This is a genomic window from Glutamicibacter uratoxydans, from assembly GCF_006539925.1.
GTDB lineage: Bacteria > Actinomycetota > Actinomycetes > Actinomycetales > Micrococcaceae > Glutamicibacter > Glutamicibacter uratoxydans.
This window is the reverse complement of sequence record NZ_BJNY01000007.1, coordinates 163,728-187,735: the sequence shown is the minus strand read 5'-3', so window position 1 is coordinate 187,735 and position 24,008 is coordinate 163,728. Positions and strand designations below refer to the sequence as shown.

The 24,008-nt window shown below is 63.8% G+C and carries 22 protein-coding genes; 11 read left to right on the top strand and 11 right to left on the bottom strand.

Translation table 11 applies throughout. From position 1 onward, the window contains the following. Positions 1 to 36 precede the first annotated feature (36 nt). The 6 genes from AUR04nite_RS07555 (at position 37) to AUR04nite_RS07530 (ending at position 5,787) form a co-directional block, all read left to right on the top strand. Positions 37 to 969 (top strand): ABC transporter permease, encoded by a 933-nt coding sequence (locus tag AUR04nite_RS07555; RefSeq protein ID WP_407646672.1) that lies wholly within the window; start codon positions 37 to 39, stop codon positions 967 to 969. Next, on the top strand, positions 966 to 1,823 hold the full coding sequence (locus tag AUR04nite_RS07550; RefSeq protein ID WP_141363550.1) for an ABC transporter permease: 858 nt from the start codon (positions 966 to 968) through the stop codon (positions 1,821 to 1,823). Before AUR04nite_RS07555 ends, AUR04nite_RS07550 begins: the two co-directional genes overlap by 4 nt. After that, entirely contained in the window at positions 1,820 to 3,466 is a 1,647-nt protein-coding gene (locus AUR04nite_RS07545) for a dipeptide ABC transporter ATP-binding protein (RefSeq protein ID WP_141363548.1), read from the top strand. The genes AUR04nite_RS07550 and AUR04nite_RS07545 overlap by 4 nt, the downstream gene beginning before the upstream one ends. 10 nt (positions 3,467 to 3,476) lie before the next feature. Then, positions 3,477 to 4,922, top strand: a complete 1,446-nt coding sequence (locus AUR04nite_RS07540) for an NAD(P)/FAD-dependent oxidoreductase (RefSeq protein ID WP_141363546.1) — start codon at positions 3,477 to 3,479, stop codon at positions 4,920 to 4,922. Beyond that, positions 4,919 to 5,299, top strand: a complete 381-nt coding sequence (locus AUR04nite_RS07535) for a cupin domain-containing protein (RefSeq protein ID WP_218024652.1) — start codon at positions 4,919 to 4,921, stop codon at positions 5,297 to 5,299. The genes AUR04nite_RS07540 and AUR04nite_RS07535 overlap by 4 nt, the downstream gene beginning before the upstream one ends. Before the next feature lie 122 nt (positions 5,300 to 5,421). Then, on the top strand, positions 5,422 to 5,787 hold the full coding sequence (locus tag AUR04nite_RS07530) for a nuclear transport factor 2 family protein (RefSeq protein ID WP_141363545.1): 366 nt from the start codon (positions 5,422 to 5,424) through the stop codon (positions 5,785 to 5,787). A 61-nt stretch (positions 5,788 to 5,848) separates the two neighbouring features. Here AUR04nite_RS07530 and AUR04nite_RS07525 read toward each other — a convergent pair whose 3' ends face one another. Further along, complete coding sequence (locus AUR04nite_RS07525; RefSeq protein ID WP_141363544.1) at positions 5,849 to 7,282, bottom strand: amidase; 1,434 nt, start codon at positions 7,280 to 7,282, stop codon at positions 5,849 to 5,851. A 173-nt stretch (positions 7,283 to 7,455) separates the two neighbouring features. On the opposite strand from AUR04nite_RS07525, the gene AUR04nite_RS07520 reads away from it, so the two are divergent. Continuing rightward, complete coding sequence (locus tag AUR04nite_RS07520) at positions 7,456 to 9,144, top strand: long-chain-fatty-acid--CoA ligase (RefSeq protein WP_141363542.1); 1,689 nt, start codon at positions 7,456 to 7,458, stop codon at positions 9,142 to 9,144. A gap of 32 nt (positions 9,145 to 9,176) precedes the next feature. Here AUR04nite_RS07520 and AUR04nite_RS07515 read toward each other — a convergent pair whose 3' ends face one another. Beyond that, entirely contained in the window at positions 9,177 to 10,103 is a 927-nt protein-coding gene (locus tag AUR04nite_RS07515) for a LysR family transcriptional regulator (protein ID WP_141363540.1), read from the bottom strand. Between the two features lie 72 nt (positions 10,104 to 10,175). Here AUR04nite_RS07515 and AUR04nite_RS07510 point away from each other — a divergent pair, with 72 nt between their 5' ends. Next, positions 10,176 to 11,114 carry a DMT family transporter gene (locus tag AUR04nite_RS07510; RefSeq protein WP_141363538.1) on the top strand — a complete coding sequence of 313 codons (939 nt, stop codon included), beginning with the start codon at positions 10,176 to 10,178 and terminating at the stop codon, positions 11,112 to 11,114. Between the two features lie 136 nt (positions 11,115 to 11,250). Here AUR04nite_RS07510 and AUR04nite_RS07505 read toward each other — a convergent pair whose 3' ends face one another. The 5 genes from AUR04nite_RS07505 to AUR04nite_RS07485 all read right to left on the bottom strand — a co-directional run bounded on the left by AUR04nite_RS07505 (position 11,251) and on the right by AUR04nite_RS07485 (position 16,962). Then, positions 11,251 to 12,837: a dipeptide ABC transporter ATP-binding protein gene (locus AUR04nite_RS07505; protein WP_141363536.1), complete on the bottom strand. Its 1,587-nt coding sequence runs from the start codon at positions 12,835 to 12,837 to the stop codon at positions 11,251 to 11,253. Further along, positions 12,834 to 13,631, bottom strand: a complete 798-nt coding sequence (locus AUR04nite_RS07500; protein ID WP_141363534.1) for an ABC transporter permease — start codon at positions 13,629 to 13,631, stop codon at positions 12,834 to 12,836. The genes AUR04nite_RS07505 and AUR04nite_RS07500 overlap by 4 nt, the downstream gene beginning before the upstream one ends. Then, positions 13,628 to 14,560, bottom strand: a complete 933-nt coding sequence (locus AUR04nite_RS07495; RefSeq protein ID WP_141363532.1) for an ABC transporter permease — start codon at positions 14,558 to 14,560, stop codon at positions 13,628 to 13,630. The genes AUR04nite_RS07500 and AUR04nite_RS07495 overlap by 4 nt, the downstream gene beginning before the upstream one ends. Positions 14,561 to 14,563: 3 nt before the next feature. Continuing rightward, the gene (locus AUR04nite_RS07490) at positions 14,564 to 16,228 is read right to left on the bottom strand and encodes an ABC transporter substrate-binding protein (protein ID WP_141363530.1); all 1,665 of its coding nucleotides are present in this window, start codon (positions 16,226 to 16,228) and stop codon (positions 14,564 to 14,566) included. Between the two features lie 125 nt (positions 16,229 to 16,353). Next, positions 16,354 to 16,962 carry an NAD(P)-dependent oxidoreductase gene (locus AUR04nite_RS07485; protein WP_141363528.1) on the bottom strand — a complete coding sequence of 203 codons (609 nt, stop codon included), beginning with the start codon at positions 16,960 to 16,962 and terminating at the stop codon, positions 16,354 to 16,356. Positions 16,963 to 17,056: 94 nt separating this feature from the next. Between AUR04nite_RS07485 and AUR04nite_RS07480 the strand changes: the two genes are divergently transcribed. Next, positions 17,057 to 17,440: a winged helix-turn-helix transcriptional regulator gene (locus tag AUR04nite_RS07480; RefSeq protein WP_141363526.1), complete on the top strand. Its 384-nt coding sequence runs from the start codon at positions 17,057 to 17,059 to the stop codon at positions 17,438 to 17,440. A gap of 71 nt (positions 17,441 to 17,511) precedes the next feature. Next, positions 17,512 to 18,648: an acyl-CoA dehydrogenase family protein gene (locus AUR04nite_RS07475; RefSeq protein ID WP_141363524.1), complete on the top strand. Its 1,137-nt coding sequence runs from the start codon at positions 17,512 to 17,514 to the stop codon at positions 18,646 to 18,648. Between the two features lie 156 nt (positions 18,649 to 18,804). Here the strand turns inward: AUR04nite_RS07475 and AUR04nite_RS07470 are convergent, their stop codons facing one another. The 3 genes from AUR04nite_RS07470 to AUR04nite_RS07460 form a co-directional block, all read right to left on the bottom strand. Further along, positions 18,805 to 19,515 carry an Abi family protein gene (locus tag AUR04nite_RS07470; RefSeq protein ID WP_141363522.1) on the bottom strand — a complete coding sequence of 237 codons (711 nt, stop codon included), beginning with the start codon at positions 19,513 to 19,515 and terminating at the stop codon, positions 18,805 to 18,807. Between the two features lie 382 nt (positions 19,516 to 19,897). Beyond that, positions 19,898 to 20,611, bottom strand: a complete 714-nt coding sequence (locus tag AUR04nite_RS07465) for an NUDIX hydrolase (protein ID WP_141363520.1) — start codon at positions 20,609 to 20,611, stop codon at positions 19,898 to 19,900. A 19-nt stretch (positions 20,612 to 20,630) separates the two neighbouring features. Further along, a complete protein-coding gene (locus tag AUR04nite_RS07460; RefSeq protein WP_141363518.1) occupies positions 20,631 to 21,662 on the bottom strand; it encodes a YeiH family protein in 1,032 nt (343 codons plus the stop codon). 72 nt (positions 21,663 to 21,734) lie between these two features. Between AUR04nite_RS07460 and AUR04nite_RS07455 the strand changes: the two genes are divergently transcribed. Further along, positions 21,735 to 22,655, top strand: coding sequence for a LysR substrate-binding domain-containing protein (locus tag AUR04nite_RS07455; RefSeq protein WP_141363516.1), 921 nt, complete (start codon positions 21,735 to 21,737; stop codon positions 22,653 to 22,655). Here the strand turns inward: AUR04nite_RS07455 and AUR04nite_RS07450 are convergent. Next, positions 22,652 to 23,989, bottom strand: a complete 1,338-nt coding sequence (locus AUR04nite_RS07450) for an MFS transporter (RefSeq protein WP_141363514.1) — start codon at positions 23,987 to 23,989, stop codon at positions 22,652 to 22,654. The two genes, AUR04nite_RS07455 and AUR04nite_RS07450, sit on opposite strands and share 4 nt — an antisense overlap. Between the last annotated feature and the right edge of the window lie 19 nt (positions 23,990 to 24,008).

Here is a 24,008-nt window from a genome sequence, read left to right as displayed (position 1 = left end):
GAATCAACGCTGCTGGCGAACCTGAAAATGATCGCCATGAAGCTTTTCGGCTTCGTGTTCACCGTGTTCATCTCCTCGGTGATCGTGTTCTTCTCCCGCTGGCTGGTGCCCGGGGACCCGATCAACTTCCTGCTGCGCGGACGCAGCCCCAACCCGGAGGCCATCGCGGAAGTCACCGCGATCTACGGGCTGGACAAGCCGCCGCTGGAGCAGTACTGGCACTGGATTACCGGGGTGCTGCAGGGCGACTTCGGCCGCTCGCTGCAGTACCGCCAGGACGTCACCGACGTGATCCTTGACCGCCTGCCGGTCACCCTGGGCCTGGTGGTCATGGCTGGGCTGATGATCGCGGTGCTGGGCCTGGCAGCAGGCATCGCAGCGGCGCTGTTCCGCGGCAGCTGGATCGACCGCGGCATCATCGCCGGCATGTCCGCGCTGGCTGCCATCCCGTCCTTCGTCGGCGCGATCGTGCTGATCGCGATCTTCTCCATCCAGCTGGGCATGTTCCCCTCCTTCGGCTCCGGCGAAGGCTTCGGGGACATGATCTACCACCTGGTGCTACCGTCCCTGGCGCTGGCGCTGTCCTTCATCGCCGTGGTGGGCCGCGTGACCCGCTCGGCCATGATGGAGGAATTCTCCCGCGAACACGTCGAGGTGGCCCGCTCCCGCGGCATCACCGAAGTGGCAGTGGTCTTCCGCCACGTGCTGCGCAACTCGCTGGGCCCGATCATGACGGTCTCCGGCCTGCTGGTGGCAGGCCTGTTGGTCTCCTCGGCCATCGTCGAGCAGGCCTTCGGCCTGGCTGGGCTCGGATCCCTGCTGGTCTCCTCGGTGGACCGGCTGGACTTCCCGGTAGTCCAGGCGATCGTGCTGATCGTCGTGACGGCATTCGTCGCCATCAACACCCTGGTCGATCTGCTCGGCCCGGTAGTCGACCCCCGCTTGAAGGCAGGAAAGGGAGCTAGATGAGCATCCAAGAAGCACCGCGCAAGGCGATCAGCCGCCTGAGCCTGCACCGCACCCGCTGGGGCCTGCTGATTTCAGCCATTTTTGTGGTGGTGGTGATCCTGGCGGCGGTTTTCGCCCCGCTGGTCTCCCCGTATCCGCCGGCGGCAGTCGACCTGCTGAACGTGAACTCCGCCCCGAGCGCCGCCCACCTGCTGGGCACCGACGCGCTGGGCCGCGACACCCTGTCCCGGATGATCTACGGCGCGCGCACCGCGCTGTATGGGCCGATCTTCGTCATCCTGCTCTCCACCATCCTCGGCGTGATCCTGGGACTGTGGGCCGGCTGGGCCGGCGGCATCATCGATGCGGTGATCACCCGCATCTTCGACATCGTGCTGGCCTTCCCAGCGCTGCTGCTGGCCATCTTGGCCGTGGCGCTGTTCGGCAAGGGGCTGACCGCCCCGATCATCGCGATGTCCATCGCCTACACCCCGTACATCGGCAGGCTCACCCGCCAACTGGTCTCCGGGGAGAAGAACCGCCAGTACGTCTCCGCCTACCAGGTTCAGGGCTTCGCTCCGGGCTGGATCGCCACTCGCGCGGTCATGCCCAATGTGCTGGGCGTGGTCGGTTCGCAGACTACCCAGAACTTCGGCTATGTGCTGGTGGAGCTGGCGGCCCTGTCCTTCCTGGGCCTGGGCATCCAGGCTCCGGCCGCGGACTGGGGCAACATGATCAACGAGGGCCAAAGCGCCCTGGTGGCAGGCAACTTCCTGCCCGCAATGATTCCTTCGCTGGCAGTGGTGCTGATCGTCGTGGCAGTCAACTCCATCGGTGGCTGGCTATCAGATAAGTTGGGAGACCCGTTCGCATGAGCCTGTTAGAAATTCAGAACCTGGGTATCGACATTCGCGTCAACGGCCTGACCAACAGGCTGCTGCACGAGGTGTCGCTGCAGATCAATAGCGGGGAAAGCGTGGCGCTGGTGGGCGAATCCGGTTCCGGCAAGTCGCTGACCGCTCGCGCGGTGCTCGGCCTGCTGCCGGCCCACGCCACCACCCATGGGTCCATCAACCTCGACGGCACCGAAATCCTCGGCGCCTCCAAGGCGGCGCTGCGCCAGGTGCGCCGCACCACAGCGGCCATGGTGTTCCAGGACCCGCGCTCGTCGATCAACCCGGTGCGCACCCTGGGCGCGCACCTGATCGAGCCGATGCTGCAGGTGCCGGGGTCCAACCGGGCCGAACTTGAGGCCCGCGCCGTGGGACTGCTGGGCTCCATGGGCCTGAGTAATCCCGAGGCGCGCATGAAGCAGTACCCGCATGAGCTCTCCGGCGGCATGCTGCAGCGTGTGATGATCGCCGGTGCGCTGATGAACGACCCGCAGTTGCTGATCTGCGACGAGTCCACCACCGCATTGGATGTCACCACTCAGGCGGCGGTCATGGAACTGCTCTCCACCGCGGTGCGCGAACGCGACATGGGCATGCTGTTCATCACCCACGACCTGGCGTTGGCGGCCTCCATTGCCGACCGCACCTATGTGCTGCGCCGCGGCGAGGTGCAGGAAGCGGGGGACACCCGGCAGATCTTCACCGCGCCGACAGCCGACTACACCAAGAAGCTGATCGCCTCCACCCCGTCCATGCGCTCGGGCCCTGCGGCCGGCGTGCACACCCTGCCGTCCACCGAGGGCGCGGAGCTGGTGCTGAAGGTGGAAAACGCCTTCAAGACCTACCACCCCTCCGGACAGCCTGCGGTGAAGGCAGTGCAGGACGTCTCGATCTCCATCCCCGCCGGCGGCGGCCTGGCGATCGTGGGCGAATCAGGCTCCGGCAAGTCCACCCTGGGACGCATTGTTGCAGGCCTGGAGGAGCAGGACGAGGGCACCATGACGGTGGCCGGAGGACAGATCGAAACCGGCTCCGCCAAGGAGCGCCGGCTGGCCCGCGCCTCCAGGGTGCAGATGGTCTTCCAGGACCCCTACCAGTCGCTGGATTCGCGCATCACCCCGGCCAAGGCGCTGGAACGGGTGCTGAAGCTGCACTACAAGCTGGATGCCAAGGCCATGAAGGCGCGCATCAGCGAACTGCTGGCAAGCGTCGGCCTGGAGGAGAAGCACGCTAACCTGCTGCCGCGCAAGCTCTCCGGCGGCCAGCGCCAGCGTGTTGCCATCGCCAAGGCCATGGCGCTGAACCCGCGCCTGCTGGTGCTGGACGAGGCCACCAGCGCGCTGGATGTCTCGGTGCAGGCCAAGGTGCTGGAGCTGGTGAACAAGCTGCGCCGCGAAAACGGCGTCGCGGTGCTGTTTATCAGCCACGACCTGGGCATCGTCGGAGAGATCTGCGACGAGCTGGTCGTCGTGCAGCACGGCCGCATCGTCGAATCCGGCCCCACCGGGCAGGTGCTGAACCACCCGGCCCACGAGTACACGAAGTCCCTGCTGGCTTCGGTGCCGCGCCCGCGCTGGGCCAAAGACGAGCCAGTGCGCGAACCGGCAGACAACAACTCCTATTAGAGAAACAGTGATGACTACTTCTACGCCGACATTCTTCGAGAATGCCGAAAAGACCATCGATCCAGCCCTCACCGCAGCAGCTTTGCGCGATACCAAGCGGGCCGTCTACTGGCTTGACGACCCCAACCGCCCCGGCGCTCGCCCCAAGCTCGCCGAGCAGATCACCGCAGACCTGCTGGTGGTCGGCGGTGGCTACACCGGCCTGTGGACTGCGCTGCAGGCCAAGGAGCGCAACTCGGAAGCCAAGGTCGTGCTGCTGGAAGCAGGCTGGGTGGGCGATGAAGCCTCGGGCCGCAACGGCGGCTTCTGTGAAGCCTCGCTGGTCCACGGCGAATCCAACGGAGAAAGCCATCTGCCAGAGGAGAACGCGCGGCTGACCGAACTCGGCGAGGAGAACCTCGCCGAACTGGTCGACGCCATCCGCCGCTATGGCATCGACTGCGACCTGTTCGAAGAAGGCTCGCTGAGCGTGGCCATCGAGCCGCACCAGGACCAGTGGCTGCGCGAGGAAGCCAACGGCGAAGATGTCCTCTACCTGGACCGTGAAGAGACCTCCAAGATGATCCGCTCCACCGCGTTCATCTCAGGGTCCTGGTCGAAGGAAGACACCGTACTGGTGCACCCTGCCAAGCTGGTCTGGGGCCTGCTCAAGGCCTGCGAAGAGCTGGGCGTCAAGGTCTACGAGCAGTCTCGCGTGGAATCCCTTTCCGAGCAGGGCGAGCTGGTCGCCGCCGCCACCGCAGACGGCCGGGTGCTGGCCAAGAAGGTTGCGCTGGGCACCAACGTGTTCCAACCGCTGCTCAAGCGCAACGCCCTGATGACCGTCCCGGTCTACGACTACGCACTGGTCACCGAGCCGCTCACTGCAGCACAGCGCGAAGCCATCGGCTGGGATACCCTCACCGGCCTGGTGGACCTGAACAGCCGCTTCCACTATTCCCGTCCGATCGTTGACGAGAACGGGGACTTCAGAATCCTCTACGGCGGATACGACGCACTGTATTTCTTCGGCGGCGCAGTGGACCGCAAACACTACAACAGCGAAGCCACCTACGCTCGCCTGGCTGCGCACTTCTTCGCGACCTTTCCTGAGCTGAAGGACCTGAAGTTCTCCCACGCCTGGGGCGGAGCCATCGACTCCTGCAGCCGCTTCTTCTCCTTCTTCGACCTGGCCTATAACGGCAAGGTTGCCTCGGCGGCCGGATTCACCGGGCTCGGCGTGGGTGCCACCCACTTCGCCGCCAAGGTCATGCTTGATCTTTTGGAGGGCAAGAAGACCGAGTTGACCGAGCTGAAGATGGTGAAGAAAAAGCCTCTGCCGTTCCCTCCGGAACCGGCTGCCTGGCTGGGCGTGAAGATGATGACCGCCGCCATGGCCCGCTCGGACCGCAACGAGGGCAAGCGCGGGTTGTTCCTGCGAACCATGGACGCGATCGGTATGGGATTCGACTCATGAACAATAATTCAACGGTCTTTGAAGAGCACTACGACACCCGCAGCATCGACGCGCTGAAGATTGAGCTGGCGCTGGACCCTGTGGAAGGCAGCCAGCTGGTGGCTGGTTCACCCTGCACCGCAGTGCAGAGCTTGGGCGAGATCTTCGGGGTCGAGTTCGGCCTGTGGGAGATGAGCGAAGGCGCGATGACAGACATCGAGGCCGAAGAGCTGTTCATCGTGCTGGCTGGCCAGGCAACCGTCACTGTCCATGCAGCCAACGGGTTTGAGGCTGAAGTGTTTTCCCTGGTGCCAGGCAGCATCTGCCACCTGCGCGAAGGCATGCACACCACCTGGGTCGTGGACCAGCCGCTGCGCAAGGTCTACATGGCAAAGTAGCGAACCACCGGCAAAGCCGCGTGAACGAAAAAACGTTCACGCGGCTTTGCCTTGTTCAAATACCCCCGCCGCGCTTAGCCTGAAATCCATTGCTGTTCCGGCTCAACTTCCAAAGGGCAAAAATGTCAGAGAACAAGGCAACTGTGCGCAGGTATATCGACGGATTCAACAAGAACGACCACACGCAGATCCTCGATTGCCTGACCGATGACATCGTGTGGACCGTGTACGGACATTTCAGGATCAGCGGCAAGCCTGCCTACGATGCGGCGATTGAGAACGAAGATTTCAGCGGATACCCCGAGCTGCACATCGTGCGGATGGTGGAAGAAGGCGAAACGATCATGGCTGAAATCCACGGGCGAACCCACCGGGCCGACGGCGAAGAAGTCCGTATGGTGATGGCCGAGGTCTTCGTGATGCGCGGGTCGTTGATCTGCGAACGCCGGGCCTTTGTCATCAACCTCGAACAGGACGACGTTAAATAGCTCTGCCGGAGCGGATAGACGACTATCCGTTCCGGCAGAACTGGAAATGCCTGCGTCGAGTCTAGGCCTTCAGCGCCTCCTGCACCTGCGGCCACCATGAGGCCTTGGTCCACAGGTCCAGTTCCTTCTCCAGCGCCGCGCCCAGGGTGAAGACAGTAGCGTCGTCATAGGTGCGGCCGACAATCTGGACACCCGTGGGCAGCCCGTTGGGCGCCAGGCCCGAAGGCAGCGCCAGCACCGGAACGCGGCCGATGACATTGAACGGCACCGTCAGCGCAGATTCGATCCAGCTCACCGAAGAGCCGTTGACTTCCAGCAGCGCCGCCGGGTCCGGGAAGTCCGCGGCCATGCCGGTCACGCCCAAGGTTGGGCAGAGCAGCGCGTCGTATTCGCCGAGCAGCACGCCCAGCGGTTCGTAGACTTCGGCCTCTGCGATCAGGCCCTCGGCAAAGCTGCCGGCCTGGGCCGCGCGGCGGGCGAAGTCCTTGGTGTAGTCCATGAGCAGGTCGCCGTCCGCTCCAGCCACCTCGGTGATGAAGGGGCCCATGATCCCGCCGAAGTGGGACCATGCGGCATTGATGATCTTCTCGCGGGTCCATGGCAGGCTGACCTCGTCAACGGTGACCCCTGCATTGCGCAGCGCCTGGGCGGCTTGGCGGGTGTTCGCCTCGATGACCGGGTCCACCGGGTAGTCTCCGAGATTGATGCACAGCGCCACCTTCATTCCCTTGGCAGCGGAGGCCTGGGGCTCCGGCAGCTGCAGCGCGGGGCGCAGTGATGCCTGGTCGGTGTGGTGCGGGCCGGCGATGACGTTCTGCAGCATTGCCACGTCGGCCACGCTGCGTCCCATCGGGCCGTCGGCGCAGTAGGTGTCTTGGTTGAACGGGGCCATGCCTGGCACCCGGCCGAAGGGAGGCTTGAAGCCGACGATGCCGCAGAAGGACGAGGGGATGCGGATGCTTCCGCCGATATCCGAACCGGTGGCGAGGATGGATTCGCCGGCTGCCAGCGCCGCGCCCGAACCGCCCGAGGAACCGCCGGGAGTCAGCTCGGTGTTCCACGGGTTGCGGGTGACGCCCCAGAGCTTCGAATGGGTGTAGGGAGCGCAGCAGAATTCGGGGGTGGTGGTGCGGCCGTGCACCACGGCGCCGGCGGCAAAGATACGTTCGACGATTGGGTGCGACACCTCGGCGATCGTGCCCTGCTCAGTCAGCGATCCTTCTTCTGCCTTGTATCCGGCGATCGGCTGCTCTTCCTTGAGCAGCAGCGGGATGCCTTCCAGAGCGCCGAGATTTGCTGAGCCGGCGGCGAACTTCTTCTCCGATTCGCGGGCGTCCTCATAGGCAGTGTCGAGCATTTGCTCGGTCAACGCGTTGATCGACGGCTCGGCCTGTGCGCTGCGGGCCGCCACCGCATCAAGAAGTTCAACGGGGGACAGCTCCCGGCTCCTGAAGAGTTTGCCTGCTTCGGTGGCGGTGAGGTGGTGCAGCTGCATCGGTGGAGCTCCATTCAAAATATCGGGTGAGACGTGCGTCTCAGTGATATGAGATTATGGAGAATCATCAACAATGTCAACGATGATGACAATTGTGTTTACGTGATGAGTTAGTCCATTGCGAACACCTTGATTCGTTGAACCGGCCAGTGCAAACAAGGCAAGATGAGCTTATGGAGAATTCTGCTGATCATCCCTGGGTTGCCAACTACCAGCCCGGAGTTCCCGCCGAAATTGTGCTGCCCACCGAATCGCTGAGCCACATGTTCGAGCACTCGGTGCAGCAGGCGGGCGACAGCCCCGCCACCGAGTTCTTCGGGCGGCGCATGAGCTACAGGGAACTCGGCGAACAGGTACAGCAGGCAGCCGAAGGCCTGCGCCAGCTCGGCGTGCGCGCCGGCGACCGCGTGGCCCTGGTGCTTCCCAACTGCCCGCAGCATGTCATTGCCTTCTATGCGGTGCTGCGCCTGGGCGCGGTGGTGGTTGAGCACAATCCGCTGTACACCTCGCGCGAGCTGCGCCACCAGTTCGAGGACCACCAGGCCCGCGTGGTCATCGCCTGGGACAAGGTCGTGGAAAACCTGCAGCAGTTCCCCGAAGACGTGCAGCTCGACGCCATCGTCGCCGTCAACCTGCTCGAAGCATTCCCCGCCGTCAAGCGCCTGGCGCTGAACCTTCCGCTGAAGAAGCTGCGCGAAACCAAGGCCTCGCTGACCGCGCGAACCCGCGGCACCACTGCCTGGAAGCAGCTGCTGGCCAGTGGAACGCTCGACCGCTCCCACCCCTACCCGCAGGTGGAAGACCTTGCAGTCATCCAATACACCTCGGGAACCACCGGCCGCCCCAAGGGCGCGATGCTCACCCATTTCAACCTCTACTCCAACGCACTGCAGGGCGAAGCCTGGATGCACGGAGCGCAGGAGCGCAAGGAGATCCTCTATGCGATCCTTCCGATGTTCCATGCTTTCGGCATGACCCTGTACCTGACCTTCGGAGTGAAGAAGCAGGGTTTGCTGGTGCTCTTCCCGAAGTTCGACCCGGCAATGATCCTGGATGCGTGGAAGAAGTCGCCTGCCACCGTGTACTGCGCGGTCCCTCCGATCTACGAGCGCACGGCGCTGGCGGCCAAGGAGCGCGGCATGTCGCTCAAATCCGCCAAGTACTGCATCTCCGGTGCCATGAACCTGCCGGACCACGTGGTGGAACTCTGGGAATCCATGTCAGGCGGACTGCTGGTGGAAGGCTACGGCATGACCGAATCCTCTCCAGTGGCCCTGGGCAATCCCTTCCACCCCGCGCGTCGCACCGGAACCATCGGCGTGCCCTTCCCCTCCACCCTGATGAAGGTCGTCGATCTGGATGACCCGACTAGCGAAGTAGCCCAGGGGGAACCCGGGGAGCTGTTGATCAAGGGACCGCAGGTCTTCAAGGGCTATTGGAACAACCCCGAGGAAACAGCCAAGACCATGACCGCAGATGGCTGGCTGCGCTCGGGCGACGTGGTCACCGTGGATGAGGCGGGATTCGCCAAGGTGGTGGACCGCGCCAAGGAGCTGATCATCACCGGCGGCTTCAACGTCTCTCCGACCGAGGTGGAAATTGCGCTGCGCCAGCATGCAGATGTGGCCGATGCCGCCGCCTTCGGCAAGCCGCTGGCCCGCGGCGGAGAAATGGTTGTGGCGGCAGTGCAGCTCGAAGAAGGCGCGAGCCTGAATGAAGAGGAACTGCGCGAGCACTGCCGTTCGCTGCTGGCCGCCTACAAGGTGCCCAAGCGGATTGTCGCCATCGACGAGATGCCGCGCTCAATGCTGGGCAAGATCCTGCGCAAGCAGGTCAAGGACCAGCTCAGCGACACCGTCTAACGCAGCCGAGCCGCGACAGGTCTGTTGGCTATTTAGCTGCAGGGAGTCGATGGTCTCTCAGCTGCCGCGCTGTCACTGGCAATGGAGCTTAACAGGTTCAGCACCTTGCGAACCGACGCTCGGTGGAGCGCTTCGGGTCGTGAGAGTGCGTCGATCTGGCGTGCCAATGGCAGATCGTTGAGCGGAAGCAGGGCAATGCCTTCGAGGCTGGCAGAACTCATGGTGTAGCGCGGCATCAGCCCAATGGCCTGGCCCGTGCGAATGATCGTTGCTGCAACGAAAAACTCATTGACCCGATGCGCAATGTCGAGTGGTTGACCATGGCGCACTGCGATTGGAGCCAGCAGCTGGGACAAGGGGAAGCCCTCATGTACTGAGATCCAGCGCTCGCTGGCTAGGTCCAGGGTGCTGATACTTTGCCGTGAAGCCAAAGGGTGGTTCGTGGCAACAGCGACATCTAGAGGTTCGGATACCAGAGCGGTGCTTATGACGCGACCCTGTGGCCACGGTGGATCGTGGGGCAGTCGATGGGCAATGACGATGTCATGCTTCAGCGTCAGTGCAGCAAAGTCGGACCGAGGAACATCCTCATCCGATAAATTGACGGTGGGTAAGTCTTGAGTTGCCTCCAGCAGCGGAGCGAACCAAGCCAGCCCCGCACTGTGAAAGGCCGAGACGCTGACTGGCTCGCTGGGATCTGCCAGAAAATCATCTACGGACGAGGCCGCATCTGCCATCGCCGCAGCGACCTTGGTGCCGGCGGTCGCTAGCGCCCATCCCGCTTGGGTCAGTTCCAATCGGCGTCCGCGACGTGTGGTCAACGGAGTTCCGAAACCGCGCTGAAGAGTGCTCAGCTGTTGGGAAACGGCAGATGGCGTCACCAAAAGGGCTTGAGCGACAGCTGCGACGCTGCCTCGCTCGCCAAGTTCTCGCAGGATCCGAAGCTCGTAGAGTTGCATTAGATAATTCTAAATATTTAGTTCAGTAAGTAAAGATTGTTCTTTAGTCTTGGTGCGACAAACATTGTAGATATGCACCAGAAGCCTTTCGCCAAAGCCATAATTCCCGATTTACTGTTGATCGCTGTTGCAGCGACCTGGGGTGGCAGTTACCTTTCGGCTAAGAACTTGGTTGCAGCTACCGATGTAAATACGGCTTTGACACTCAGGTATGGGGTCGCGCTAGCGGGTATGTTGATTTTTCTCTTCATTCGTCGCTCGGTCACGCTGAATCGACATGTTCTCCTGCTTGGAGTCGGGCTCGGTCTGAGTCAGGCCGCTATTCTCTGGTTGGAAACTTCTGGAGTGCGACTGACCAGCTCCAGTAATGCGGGCGTTCTCATTAGTCTGAGCTTGATTCTCACGCCCCTGCTCGAAGTACTTGTACTGCGCAGAGTCCTGCCGAAAGTCTTCTACCTGATGGCTTTGCTGGGAATGCTCGGTGCGGTCCTACTTGCCTCGGGCAGCGGCCTGCGCATGCCAGGTGCAGGGGATCTGTTTGTGATAGTTGCCGCGCTAGTGAGAGCAGGTCACGTCATTGCCACAGCAAAATTTCTGAAAGAAGGCGACGATCTACCTCTGATCATTAGTTTGCAGATCTTTTCCGGGCTGGTGATATTCACCGGTTTGAGTGCTCCGAACTTAGTAGTAAATATTGTCCGTATGGACGAATCAGCATGGGCTGACGCCATATTCCTCGGGCTGGCCTGCAGCGTTTTCGCATTTCTCGTTCAAGCCTGGGCTGTGAGGCGCAGTTCTGCGGCAAGGGTGAGCCTTCTTATGGGAACCGAACCCATTTGGGCAGTAGCTATAGGAGTGTCCCTCGGCGGCGAGTTCATAGGGCCGGTCCAAGCAGCGGGGATTGCCTTCATTGTCGCGGCCACCATATTCGGAGCTCGGATAGAGCGTCGTGCCAGGGAAAGGCGCATGCTCCCGCCTGTCGAGACAGGTGACAAGATCGAAGCGGCCTAACTTTGGCGAACGGAGCGCGCAAGAATGGGGATGAAGAGTCTTCCGTAGCAAGAGAGCGATGACGCTTCATCTTGAGGCAATAGGTGCGAAGCAGAGATTCAGCAGGTTCCCCGCGGCTTGCTCCACTCTGTGGTTTCTAGCGCAGCCGCGGCATCGCCGACAGCAGCTGCTTCGTATAGTCCTGCTGCGGGTCGCCGAAGATCTGCTCGGTGGGCCCCTGCTCGACAATGCGGCCCTGGTACATCACCGCCACGGCATCGCTCATATGCTCGATGACCGATAGGTCGTGGCTGATGAACAGGTAGCTGGTGCCGGTTTCCAGCTGGATCCTGTCCAGCAGGTCCAGCACCGTTGCCTGCACCGACACATCCAGAGCGGAGACCGGCTCGTCAAGAATCAGCACCGCAGGCTTGGCGGCGAGGGCGCGGGCAATGGCCAGACGCTGGCGCTGCCCGCCGGAGAGTTCGACAGGGTTGCGGCCGCCCAGCGCTGGATCGAGCTCCACCTGCTCAAGAAGCCGTGCCACCTCGTCGCGGTACTGGCTCGAACGCTTGGTTCTGCCTTGGCTTAACGCATCGGTGAGCAGCTGGGAGACCGAATAGCGCGGGTCGAAGGAACCCAGCGGGTTCTGGTAGATCGCACCCATCTGGCGGCGCAGTTCGCGGCGCGCCGATTCTCGCTGCGGGACGAAGCCCTGACCTAGCAGTTCCACCGTTCCGGAATCCGGCCTTTCAATGCCCAAGACCATGCGTGCCGTGGTGGTCTTCCCGGAGCCTGATTCGCCGACGATGCCCAGGGTTTTGCCCCGGGGCAGCTCGAAGCTGACATCCTGGACCGCCGGGTGTCCGCCGAAGCTCTTTGACAGGCTGTTCACGCGCAGCGCGGCGGAGGTGGTGTTGGGACGGGCCGGGCACTGCGGCACGGCAGAGCCGGGGGAGAGCGAGGAGAAGCGCGGAACCCCTGAAGGCACCGCCTGCAGCAGGGTCTTGGTGTATTCGTGCTGCGGACTGCCCAACACCTCGATCGCCGGACCGAACTCGACGATTTTCCCCTGGCGCATGACCGCAATGTCATCTGCCAGCTGCGCCACCTGGGCCAGGTCGTGGCTGATCATCAGCACCGCCCGGCCCTGCTCCTTGATGTCCCGCAGCTGGGAAAGCACCAGCGCGGTGAGCTGGGAATCCAGTGCCGTGGTGGCCTCATCGGCGATGACCACCTGCGGGTCGCCGATCAGCGCCTGGGCGATCAGCGCCCGTTGGCGCATGCCGCCGGAGAGCTCGGTGGAGCGCTGCCTGGCCCGGCGTTCGGGCTCCGGCACGCGCACGGCCGCCAGGGCGTCGATCACCTGTGCGCGGCGTGCCGACGCAGGGGCTGAGCCATGGGCCTTGAGCGCGTCGCCGATTTCGCGGCCCACGGGGCGCAGCGGATCCAGCGCCATGAGCGCATCCTGCAGGATCATGGAGATCCTGGTGCCGCGGATCTGCCGCCATTGCCCGTCGGATAGATCCCTGGCATCCTGACCGCAGATCTCCAGCGCATCGGCCGCGGCCCTGCCTCCGCTCAGGCCCAGCAGGCTGCGGGCGGTGACAGATTTTCCGGAGCCTGATTCGCCCACCAGCGCCAGGGCGCGGCCGGCGTGCAGGGTGAAGCTGACGCCGTCCACGGCGGTCGTTCCACCGAAGGACACCCTGAGGTTCTCGACGGCAATCACCGGCTGGTTCATAGTGCTTTGACCTTTCCGCCCAGGGCCCGGCCGATCAAGGTGGCTCCGGCCGCGACGACGACGATGGCAAGGCCGGGGAACAGGCTCATCCACCAGGCCAGGTGCAGGTAGGTGCGGCCGGCGGAGAGCATGGCGCCCCATTCGGGAGCCGGCGGGGGAGTGCCAAGGCCCAGGAATGACAGGGCAGCGGCCCAGATGACCGCCTGGCCGATGCCCAAGGTCACCAGCGCCAGCAGCGGCTTGAGCGCATTGGGCACCAGGTGGTTGCGCACCTTGGCCCAGGGCCCGCGGCCCAGCACCGTGGCGGCTTCCAGCATTTCCGAACGGCGCAGCGTGCGGATCTGGCTGCGCACCAGCCGGGCATAGCCGGGTGCCGTGGACAGGCCCACCGCCACAATGGCAGGGCCCACACCCGGTCCGGTGAACGCGATGATCAGCAGCGCCATCAGCAGGGAAGGCACCGCATAGAGGGCTTCGAGCACGCGCAGGATGGCCTCGTCCAGCCAGCGCGGGGACAGCGCGGCGGCGGTGCCCAGTACGATGGCAAGCCCCATGCCCAGGGCCGTGGCGGCTATGCCGATGAACAGCGAGTCCCGGGCGCCGTGGACCACGCGGGTGTAGACGTCGCGGCCTGATTCGTCGGTGCCGAAAAGGTGCCCGAGCCCCGGCTTCTGGAAGGCCTGGGCGGGGTTGATGGCCAGCGGGTCGCCGGGGGCGATCAGCGACGGGGCCAGGGCGGTGAGCAGCCAGAAGGCGATGAAGGCCAGGCTGAGGATCTTTGCGGTGCGGCTCATGCTCCGGCTCCCGCCGGGTCGATGAACTTCTCGATGCCCTCGGCAACTGCCATCACCAGGATGTAGACCAGCGCGGAGAACAGGGCGATGCCGGTGACCATGGGGATGTCGCGGGCCAGCACCGCGGAGAGCAGGGAGCGGCCGAGCCCCGGGCGGGCGAAGATCGCCTCCACCACCACTGCACCGGAGAGCAGCGAGGCGAAGGCCCAGCCGGTCAGGTTCAGCGCCGGCAGGGAGGCGTGGCGCAGACCGTGGCGCCAGAAGACCATGAGCCTGCTTTCCCCGCGCGCCCTGGCGGCCAGCGCGAACTGGCTACCCATGGCGGCGGCCAGGGAATCGCGCATGAGCTGGGTCAGGAAGCCTGCCAGCGGCAGGGCCAGGGTGAGCACCGGCAGCAGCAGGCCCGCGGCGGTGCCGTTGTCCACCGCCGGCAGCCAGCCCAGGGCGGAGGAGAAGAGCATGATCAGCACCGATCCGAGCCAGAAATGCGGCACCGCGGCGGCGATGATTTCAAACATGCTGCCCAGCCAGGAGCCTAGCCGGCTGGCCCGCATGGAAGCGGCGGCGAAGAGCAGCGCCAGCAGCCAGGCGGCGGCCAGGGAGACCAGCGCCAGCCACAGGGTGTTGGGCAGCACCTCGCCCATCACCTCGGTGACCGGGCGCTTGAGCGAATAGGAGGTGCCGAAGTCAAGCTGCGCCAGCTTGCCCAGGTACATCAGGTATTGCACGCCGATCGGCCGGTCCAGGCCGAACTCGGCGCGGGCGGCGGCCAGGGCCTCGGCGGAGGCCTGCGAGCCCGGACCGCCCATGATGGCCTCGGCCGGGTCGCCGGGGATCATGCGGATGCCGATGAAGATGGCGGTGGCAACCAGCCACAGCACCACCAGCGCCCCGCCGATCTTCCTGGCGGCCCAGCCAAGGTACGCCATGTCCTACTTGGCCAGGAACACGTCGTAGTAGGTCGGCGAGGACACCGTGGTGGTGGCGCCCATGCCCTGGACCTTCTTGCCGTACAGGAAGTGGTTCTGCTGGTCGTAGAGCGGCAGTACGTAGTAGCCCTCCAGCACGATCTTCTGCGCCTGGGCGTAGAGGTCAGCACGCTGGGCTTCGTCGCTGGTCTGCTCCGCCTCGGTCAGCAGCTTGTCCAGCTGATCGTTCTTCACCTGGGCGTTGTTGGCGAAGTAGCCAGAGGGCGCAGGAACGGTGGAGTCGGAGTGGTACAGGATGCGCAGCACCGACGGGCCCACCTTGGTGTACGGGGCGGAGACCAGGTTGTACTCGTGCTTGGCCAGCGCGCCGTACCAGCTGGACAAATCAAGCAGCTCGATCTTCACCTCGAAGCCCACGGCCTTGGCCGAGGCCTGGAACTGCTGGAACAGCGACTGCTCGGCAGGCACCGACTGGTTGGTGGAGACCGGGAAGGTGACGCTCAGGCGCTTGCCGTCCTTGGCGCGGTAGCCGGCGGCATCGCGTTCGGTCCAGCCTGCTTCGTCGAGCAGCGCGTTGGCCTTGGCCACATCGGTGGTGAACAGCGCCTCGTCGCTGATGCCCAGCGGCTCCACGCTGGAAAGCAGCGAGTAGCTGCGCTTGGCGGTGTCGAAGTACAGCGAGCTGATGCCGGCGTTGACATCCAGCGAGCGGATGAATGCCTCGCGCACCTTGGCGTTGTCAAACGGCGCCTTGGCGCTGTTCAGCTCGATGCGGTTGGAGGCGCCTGGACGCGGGGCATCCAGGTGGCCCAGCGCGTTGTCCTTGGCCGCGGAGGAAATGGTGTCAGGCTGGGCGTTGTCGATCACGTCGACCTCGCCTGACTGCAGCGCGGCGTAGCGGGTGGCTGCCTCTGGGATGAAGCGCCAGGTGATGCCGTCCAGGTAGGCGGTCTGCTGGCTGCGCCCGGCTTCTGGAACCGGTGCAACGTAGTCCTCGTTGCGGACCAGGTTCACCTGCTTCTGGTGCTCCCAGGATTCGACCTTGAACGGGCCGGTGCCCACCGGGGCGGCGCAGTTCGCGGCCTGGTCGCGCTTCAGGGCTTTGGGGGATTCGATGGAGGTCCACGGCATGGACAGCGACTCAAGCAGTGCATTGTCCGGGGCGGACAGGGTCAGCTTGGCGGTCAGCTCGTCGGGCAGCTCGATCTTCTTGACCTTGCCCACCGCCAGGTAGCCGGTGGAGGAGGCGGTCTTCGGGTCCTGCAGGTGCTCGATGTTCGCCTTGACGGCCTCGCTAGTCAGCTTGGTGCCGTCGGTGAAGCTGATTCCCTCGCGCAGCTTGATGGTGCGGGTCAGCCCATCCTGCGAGACCTCGGTGCTTTCGGCCAGCCACGGGATGATCTTGCCCTCGGCGTCCTTGGTGAACAGCGGTTCTAGGTACTGGCTGGAGACCAGGGCCTGCGGGTAGTTGCCGCCCACGTGCGGGTCAAGGCAGCTTGGCTCGGCGTCGCCCGAGGCGTAGACCAGGGTGCCGCCGGCGCTTGGCGCGGCAGTGGCATCGGCGGTTGATGGAGTATCGGTGCCCGAGCAGCCTGCGAGGACCGCCGAGACCAGGCCCAGGGCGAGGGCGCTTGAAAGCACGCGGGCAGCGCGCTGGTTCTTCTGCATGAGTGGAAACATACCTCGTTGTATCGATGAGTGTGATGACCACCTTTAACCATAGCCACCCAAGGGGGAACGGAGGATAGCTTGTCATCCAGTTCACACCTTGGGTGGCGGTGGGCAGCTGCTGGCTACTTTTCGCTGGCTACGGTCATGCGGCGGTTTGCGTGGACCGGGGTTTCGATCTCATCGAGGATCGCCACGGCGAAGTCCTGGGAGGAGACGAAGTCGCCGGCCGGCGAATCGGTGCCCAGGGTGTAGCTGCCGGTGCGGGTGCCCGGCGCGATGACAGGGGCTGGTGCAACAACCGTCCAGGTAATGCCGGAGACCGAGGTGAACATGTCGTAGACCTCGGCGCAGGTCAGGGCCTCGGCCTTGTATTCCTCCGGGAAGCCCGGGGTGTCCACCAGGCGCACGCCGTTGACCTCGGTGGCGCCGGCGCCGCCGACAACGACCAGGCGGGCGTCGGTCAGGGTTTCGGTGATCTGCTCGAAGGCGTCCAGGTATTCCTGGTGGTCGCCGCCGGTGCGCGATGGCGGCACGGCAACGACGATCACGTCGTTGTCCTTGCCCAGCTCGCGGTAGGCTGCGCCGTCGCCCAGCTCGGCTGCCAGTGCGGTGGCGCCTTCAACTTCCTTGCCCGAGCGGCTGACCGCGGTGACCTCGTGGCCGCGGGAGACGGCCTCGGCGACGACCTCGCTGCCGACCATTCCGGTGGCTCCGTAGACTGCAATTTTCATGGTGTTCCTCTCTGTACTGGTGGACCCCAGCTGCTTGCTTCGACTCAATGGTATCTTTAAGATATCGACTACTACAACGAAACTAGGTTTCCTCATGGATAGCGACCAGTCCTTCAATGTGCTGGTGCAGGGCTGCCCCTCGCGGGAGATCATGCAGCGGCTGGGGGACAAGTGGACCCCCTTGGTGCTGCTGGCGCTCGCCGAAGGCCCGCTGCGCTTCACCGTGCTGCGCCAGCGCATCGGCACCGTCACTCCCAAGGTACTGACCAGCACCCTGCGCACGCTAGAACGTGACGGCTTGGTGCTGCGCACCGTCACCGCGCAGGTGCCGGTCCGGGTGGACTATGAGCTGAGCGAGCTGGGCCAAAGCCTGCTCGGCCCCATGCAGGCAATCAGGGTGTGGTCGGAAGAGCATGTGCCCAAGGTCCTGCAAGCCAGAGACGATTTCGATGACCGCGAAGAGGCCTCCCGCTTGTAACCTGAATCACATACAATGCGGTTAGGGACCCTTAACCGAATGGGTGCCGCAGTGATAGGGAGGAGCCAAACATGCTCGAACTTAGCGAAGACCAGCAGGCACTAGTGGAGATGGTCCACGATTTCGCCGAAACACGCATTGCGCCCAACGCGCTCGACTGGGACGAGAACAAGCATTTCCCCGTCGACGTGCTCGCCGAGGCGGGTGCGCTGGGCATGGGCGGCATCTATGCAGGCGAAGAATTCGGCGGGTCGGCGCTGACCCGCTCCGACGCCATCCTGGTTTTCGAAGAGCTGGCCAAGGCCGACCCCACCATCTCCGCCTATATCTCCATCCACAACATGGTGGTGTGGATGATCGACCGCTTCGGAAACCGCGAGCAGCAGGCCAAGTGGCTGCCTTCAATGACCAGCATGCAGGATCTGGGCTCCTACTGCCTGACCGAGCCGGGCATCGGATCGGACGCCGCGGCGCTGACCACGCGCGCCGAAAAGCAGGGCGACGAATATGTGCTCAACGGCGTTAAGCAGTTCATCTCCGGCGCCGGCGCCTCCAAGGTCTACATCGTCATGGCCCGCACCGCGGATACCGGCGCGCGCGGCATCAGCGCCTTCCTGGTCCCGCTGGACAGCGAGGGACTGAGCTTCGGCCCGAATGAAAAGAAGATGGGTTGGAAGGCCCAACCCACCCGCCAAGTCATCATGGACAATGTGCGCATCCCCGCGGCCAATCTGCTCGGCGCCGAGGGCGAAGGCTTCTCCATGGCCATGCAGGCGCTGAACGGCGGCCGGCTGAATATCGCGGCCTGCTCGCTGGGCGGCGGGCAGTTCGCGCTGGAGAAGTCCACCGCCTACCTCAAGGAGCGCAAGGCCTTCGGCGGCCCGCTGACCCGGCAGGAGGCGCTGGTCTTCAAGCTGGCGGAAATGGACATGGAGCTGGAGGCCGCCCGTTCGCTGCTGCGCCGCGCCGCCGCCGCCCTGGATGCCAAGACCCCGCAGGCGGTGCGCCTGTGCGCGATGGCCAAGAAGGTCGCCACCGATGCAGGCTTCAACGCCGCGAACAGCGCCATCCAGCTGCACGGCGGCTATGGCTACCTCAGCGACTACGGGCTGGAAAAGACGGTCCGCGATTTGCGCGTGCACCAGATCCTTGAAGGCACCAACGAGATCATGTCGCTGATCGTCGGGCGCAGCCTGATCGACGGGTAATCCTGACGTGAATCGCAAGGCCCCGCTCGATGATGAGCTAGCCGCGATTCGTGCATGGGTACGAAATTTATACGTGCCTTAAGGCGGCCCACAATGGGCCGCCTTCTCCTGATTGAGGGAACAGGGATAGGGAATCTTTAGCCAGTACCAAAACGATTATTTGGGCTGTTCGAGAAGCAGATGCGGGACTGGGCTCCCGTTTTTGATCCACTGGCCGAAATTTGGGTCGATATAGCCTGCTAATGCGACAAGATCATCAAATTTCTTCTCCAAGTCCGAAGCCCAGATTCGATGGTGATGACCGATTCTGTTCCTTAGGTTTCGAAGTTCGCCGACCTTTGTGCTGACCTGCGTTTGGCTGCGCCCTTTCATATAGGGGAATGCTGCAGCTAAGTCCGGCCAGAGGAACATCTGACTCTTTGAAACCATCTGATGCCAGAATCCGAAAGAGATTTCAGAGATGACCTGCCCTGAATCCATGGGCATGCGGTTTTTACGAACGCGGGACATAGCTGCGTCGATATCAATAAATGGATAGGCATGACGTCGCGGGCTTCTGCCTGCATCACGCCCCAATTCCCGAGCATCATCGAAGATCCAATGGCCGGTCCGTCCTTTGGCTGTGTGTCGAGCGCTCATCTGCCTGTCGATAGCGTTTCTTAAGCCCACTTCTAGATGGCCGAGAGATTCCCAGAAGGCAGCTGAGATATCCGAGTTCCAATTGAAGAGTAGTATGGCTTGGTTCTGATGTCCGCCACATTCATTGAGGTAGTGCTTGAGGCGTGCAGCTCCGAAATGAAACTCGTAAAATTCCCAAGATTGAAGGTTGGCCATCTGTACCACGTCATCTAAAATAGAAGAGAACATCCCGGAACCGTCCCTGTAGTCTTTTTCGAAAGACCGATCAAACGGCCGGGATTCTGCTTTTAAATTATCTTTTCACGTTGCAGATCCGCTGGTATGCGTTGGATGACGGGGTGTGAATCTAGGATTAGCTTGTAGTGGCTCTGCAGATTGATCTTGAAGACGAGTGGCGCAGAGATGACCTGATTTCCAAATGCTGGCAGGGCTTCACTCACGCAACATCCAAAAGAAGTATGGACTGGTCACCATATATGAGCGGCATTATTTCTGACACGAGCGGTCTGTCGGATAGCGTCTAAAGGAACGCTCTTTGTTTGGAGCCAACTCTGAGAATGATCCTGAAAATGAGTGGCATTGACAGGTGCCAGGACGGAGAACGACCAGATTAGAAGTTCCTTGGGCACAGCTCGCTGTCCCTGACGGGGCTGGCCGAGGAGGTATCGGTCCCGTCGGGGTGCACGCTGAGGATCTGATGCTGCGCGGCGGTAATCTGCTCGATCCCGCCCAGCGCCATCGCGTCGAGCAGCGTGCGCTGGGTGGGGCGCATCATCTTGATCTCCCCGCGTTCAAGCGAGGCGAAGAGCGCTTGAGGGGCGACCCAGCGGGAGACCACTGCTTCGGTGGTCTGGTGCACCGGTTCCTGCCCCTCGCGCAGCGCCGCCACAAAGAAATAGGTGTCGAAGCGCCGCGGGAATCCTGCGGGGGTGACCCAATTGGCCCAGGGCAGTAGCTGCTGGGCATCAAGCAGCAGCCCGGTTTCCTCTAAGACCTCGCGCCGGGCCGCCGCCAGCACAATGCCTGCATTCTCTTCGCGCTGCGCCTCGGTGTCAGCCTCGGCGACCGAGCAGCCGGCCCAGCGCAGGGCATGTGCCGCCATCAGCTGGGCAGGAATTTCGCCCCGGGAAACAGCCTGGGCATCCTGCGGGTCCACCCGGCCTCCTGGATACACCACCATGCCGGCAGCGAAGTCCATGGTGTTCACGCGGTGCTGCACAAAGACTTCAAACCCCGCACCCGCCTGGCGCAGCAGCAGGACGCTGGCTGCCTTGCGGATTCGAACCGCTGAACCGGGGGTGTCGGGGTTTGGTGAAGTCTGCATGCAGATCAGTCTAGCTTTCCTACTGAGGAGGGAAGAGCAGGGTGCCGGAGGTTGCCACCACAATGATCACCAGGGTTGCCAACAGGCCCAGGATCAGCGCCTTGCCGCCGGACTTCACGATGCTGCGCAGGTGCACGCCAAGGCCCAGGGCGAACATGGCGGCCGCCAGCAACAGGGTCTGCACCATCTGGGCCGCATCCAGCACGGGGGCTGGGACGATGCCGGTGGTGCGCAGCAGCATGGCTGCAATGAAGCCCACGACGAACAGCGGGATCAGTGGAGGGTTCTTGCCGCCGACCACCGAATGCTTGGTGCGCATGTACACCCCGACGCCGGCGATGATCGGTGCCAGCAGCACCACGCGGGCGAGCTTGACCGTGACAGCAACTTCTAGGGCCGCGGCGGAGACCGAGCCGCTGGCGGCCACCACCTGGGCCACCTCGTGGGTGGAAGCGCCGACCAGCATGCCGATGCTGCGGTCATCCATACCCAGCAGCGCGCCGAGCGCCGGCATCGCGGGGATCATCAGCGTGCCGAACAGCACCACCAGGCCCACCGCGGTGGCCACTTGGTTCTGCTTGGCCCGCACCACATTTTCGGCTCCGGCCACGGCGGCCGCGCCGCAGATAGAGAAGCCGGTGGCGATGAGCATGCGCTGCTTCAGGTCGATGCCCATGCGTGCGCCGATCCACAAGGTCACCAGGAAGGTGATGCCTACGGAGAGGAAGACCACCAGTAGCACGCCCGGGCCCAGGCCTAGGATGGTGCTCAGCGACAGCTGCAGGCCCAGCACCACGATGCCCCAGCGCAGCAGCTTCTTGGCCGACCAGGCGATGCCCGGTTCCAGCGCCGCAGGGACCGGGGCGAGGTTGCGCCACAGGGCGCCAAGCACGATGGCCAGCAGCAGGGCGCTTAACCCGTTGAGGTACTTGCTGGCGACCATGCAGGCGGCGCCGACCGCCAGGCACAACAGCAGCCCCTTGAAAATCCTCGGCGGCTTGCCCGTGGCTTCTGCCGGGACGGATTCGGCTGGTTTCTTGGTGCGTTGCATATATACAAGTCTTGTCGGGGCGCCAGCTTTGCGGTATTCCCTCTGTGGCTATCACCGTCATATGATGCTGATATGGAGCAGGACCCGTCATCACTGAACAGCATCGCGCACTGGATGCAATTTTCAACGCTCAGCCTGCTGGTGGGCATCGCCGACCACGGCAGCCTCAGCGCTGGGGCCCGGGCCGCTGGAATCGCCCAGCCCAACGCCACCCGGGCGCTGAAAACCATGGAGCGCCGGCTGGGCTACCAGCTGATCGAGCGCAAGACCACCGGCTCCACGCTCACCGCCGAGGGCGTGCTCACCGTGCAGTGGGCCCGCGATGTGCTTGACAGCCTGCAGCACTTCGCCGCCGGGGCGCGCACCCTGGCCGACCTCGGCCAGGCCGAGCTGGACTTCGGGGCCAGCATGACGGTGGCCGAATTCCTGGCCCCGGGCTGGATCGGCGCCCTGCACCGCACCATGCCCCAGGTCAAGCCGCGCATGCGGATCATGAACTCGCAGGATGTCATCCGGGCCGTGCAGCACGGCGAGGTGGACTTCGGCTTTGTCGAAACCCCGCACATCCCCATCGGACTGAAATCCCAGCGGGTGTTCTCCGATGAAATGCTCATCGTCACCGATCCTGGCCACCCCTGGGCCCAGCGCACCACGCCGTTGCCGGTGCACGAGCTTGCCACCACCGCGCTGATCGAGCGCGAGGACGGCTCGGGCACCCGAGCCTTCCTGGACTACATCGCCCATGCCGAGCGGCCCAAGCCGATCGCCGAGTTCAATTCGAACTCGACGATCTGCCAGTGCGTGGCGGCCGGCATGGGGCCCGCGGTGCTCAGCCAGCTGGCGGTGCAGTCCCAGCTGAAGCTCGGCACCATTGTGGAGATCCCCTTCGACGGGCCTGCGCTGGTGCGCGAACTGCGCATCATCTGGTCCGCCAGCCACGTTCCCTCGCTGGCGGAGCAGGAACTGCGGGAGATCGCGGTGGCCGGGATCTAGGCGGCCTTGGTGACCTGATGCCCCAGCTGCGCGGTGGGCACCCGGAAGGTCTCGCGGGCTGTCATCGCGGAGACTGCCGCGACCACTGCGATGCCCGCGGTGAACAGGCTGATCTGCACCCATCCGCCCGGCTCCAGGCCGCCGATGGCTGCCACGATGGACGGGGCGAAGCCTGCCATCAAAAAGCCCAGCTGGGTGCCGATGGCAAGGCCGGAGAAGCGCACCTGGGAGGAGAACATCTCCGCATAGAAGCTCGGCCACACGGCGTTGGCCGCTGCGTAGGCGCAGGAGAAGACCAGCAGCGAGAGCCCGAACTGGGCCAGCGTATTGTCAGTCTCCATGGAGCGAAGGTAGAAGGGCATGATGGCCGCGGAAGCCAGCGCGCCGTAGATGAAGACCGGCTTGCGTCCGATCTTGTCAGCCAGCATGCCGAACAGCGGCTGGGTGAACAGCGCGCCGATATTGCCTGCCACGACCAGCCACAGGGTGATCGATTCGTCCATGTTGCCGATGGTCTTGCCATAGGAGATTGCCAGGGTGCCGTACACGGTGGACACCGCGGCGATGAAGGCGCACAGCACCACGCGCAGCACGTCCTTCCAGTGGAAGCGCAGCAGCACTGCCAGCGGGAGCTTGGCGATCTCGTTGTTCTTCTTGGCTTCCTCGAATTCAGGGGTTTCGTGCAGCGAGCGGCGGATGAAGAAGGTGACGACCACTACCGCTGCCGAAAGCCAGAATGGGATGCGCCAGCCGATGGAGTACTTGATCTCATCCGGTAGCGCCACCACCGGGATGAAGATCATCGCGGCCAGGATCTGCCCGCCCTGGGTGCCGGTCAAGGTCCAGGAGGTGAAGAAGCTGCGGCGGTGATCCGGCGCATGCTCCAGCGAGAGTGAGGAGGCGCCTGCCTGCTCGCCGGCCGCCGAGAGGCCCTGCAGCAGGCGGGCGAACACCAGCAGCGCGGGGGAGAGCCATCCGACCTGCTCGAAGGTGGGCAGGCAGCCGATGGCGAAGGTGGAAGCGCCCATGACCACCAGGGTGAACATCAGCACCTTCTGCCGGCCGATCTTGTCGCCGAAGTGCCCCAGGATGATCGCGCCGATGGGCCGGGCGACATAGGCGAAGCCGAAGGTTGCCAGGGACATCACCGCCGCGTTGGTGCTGGCGTCGGGGAAGAAAATGTGGGGGAAGATCAGCGCCGCGGCGGAGCCGAAGATGAAGAAATCGTAGTATTCAACGGCGCTGCCCATGAAGCTGGCAAGCGCCGCCTTGACCGGCGTGCGCTTCCCCGCCTGCCCTGCTGCGGATGCCGCTGACTTTCGAGTGGTTTGCATCGGATTGCTCCTTGAAGAT

What these genes read in the sequence shown, in the direction of transcription:
- AUR04nite_RS07505 (WP_141363536.1), bottom strand. Translation starts at nt 12,837, where the DNA reads ATGAACCAGCCGGTGATTGCCGTCGAGAACCTCAGGGTGTCCTTCGGT.
- AUR04nite_RS07490 (WP_141363530.1), bottom strand. Translation starts at nt 16,228, where the DNA reads ATGCAGAAGAACCAGCGCGCTGCCCGCGTGCTTTCAAGCGCCCTCGCC.
- AUR04nite_RS07540 (WP_141363546.1), top strand. Translation starts at nt 3,477, where the DNA reads ATGACTACTTCTACGCCGACATTCTTCGAGAATGCCGAAAAGACCATC.
- AUR04nite_RS07475 (WP_141363524.1), top strand. Translation starts at nt 17,512, where the DNA reads ATGCTCGAACTTAGCGAAGACCAGCAGGCACTAGTGGAGATGGTCCAC.
- AUR04nite_RS07530 (WP_141363545.1), top strand. Translation starts at nt 5,422, where the DNA reads ATGTCAGAGAACAAGGCAACTGTGCGCAGGTATATCGACGGATTCAAC.
- AUR04nite_RS07555 (WP_407646672.1), top strand. Translation starts at nt 37, where the DNA reads ATGAAGCTTTTCGGCTTCGTGTTCACCGTGTTCATCTCCTCGGTGATC.
- AUR04nite_RS07470 (WP_141363522.1), bottom strand. Translation starts at nt 19,515, where the DNA reads ATGTTCTCTTCTATTTTAGATGACGTGGTACAGATGGCCAACCTTCAA.
- AUR04nite_RS07455 (WP_141363516.1), top strand. Translation starts at nt 21,735, where the DNA reads ATGGAGCAGGACCCGTCATCACTGAACAGCATCGCGCACTGGATGCAA.
- AUR04nite_RS07465 (WP_141363520.1), bottom strand. Translation starts at nt 20,611, where the DNA reads ATGCAGACTTCACCAAACCCCGACACCCCCGGTTCAGCGGTTCGAATC.
- AUR04nite_RS07500 (WP_141363534.1), bottom strand. Translation starts at nt 13,631, where the DNA reads ATGAGCCGCACCGCAAAGATCCTCAGCCTGGCCTTCATCGCCTTCTGG.
- AUR04nite_RS07495 (WP_141363532.1), bottom strand. Translation starts at nt 14,560, where the DNA reads ATGGCGTACCTTGGCTGGGCCGCCAGGAAGATCGGCGGGGCGCTGGTG.
- AUR04nite_RS07525 (WP_141363544.1), bottom strand. Translation starts at nt 7,282, where the DNA reads ATGCAGCTGCACCACCTCACCGCCACCGAAGCAGGCAAACTCTTCAGG.
- AUR04nite_RS07480 (WP_141363526.1), top strand. Translation starts at nt 17,057, where the DNA reads ATGGATAGCGACCAGTCCTTCAATGTGCTGGTGCAGGGCTGCCCCTCG.
- AUR04nite_RS07520 (WP_141363542.1), top strand. Translation starts at nt 7,456, where the DNA reads ATGGAGAATTCTGCTGATCATCCCTGGGTTGCCAACTACCAGCCCGGA.
- AUR04nite_RS07515 (WP_141363540.1), bottom strand. Translation starts at nt 10,103, where the DNA reads ATGCAACTCTACGAGCTTCGGATCCTGCGAGAACTTGGCGAGCGAGGC.
- AUR04nite_RS07510 (WP_141363538.1), top strand. Translation starts at nt 10,176, where the DNA reads ATGCACCAGAAGCCTTTCGCCAAAGCCATAATTCCCGATTTACTGTTG.
- AUR04nite_RS07545 (WP_141363548.1), top strand. Translation starts at nt 1,820, where the DNA reads ATGAGCCTGTTAGAAATTCAGAACCTGGGTATCGACATTCGCGTCAAC.
- AUR04nite_RS07485 (WP_141363528.1), bottom strand. Translation starts at nt 16,962, where the DNA reads ATGAAAATTGCAGTCTACGGAGCCACCGGAATGGTCGGCAGCGAGGTC.
- AUR04nite_RS07535 (WP_218024652.1), top strand. Translation starts at nt 4,919, where the DNA reads ATGAACAATAATTCAACGGTCTTTGAAGAGCACTACGACACCCGCAGC.
- AUR04nite_RS07550 (WP_141363550.1), top strand. Translation starts at nt 966, where the DNA reads ATGAGCATCCAAGAAGCACCGCGCAAGGCGATCAGCCGCCTGAGCCTG.
- AUR04nite_RS07450 (WP_141363514.1), bottom strand. Translation starts at nt 23,989, where the DNA reads ATGCAAACCACTCGAAAGTCAGCGGCATCCGCAGCAGGGCAGGCGGGG.
- AUR04nite_RS07460 (WP_141363518.1), bottom strand. Translation starts at nt 21,662, where the DNA reads ATGCAACGCACCAAGAAACCAGCCGAATCCGTCCCGGCAGAAGCCACG.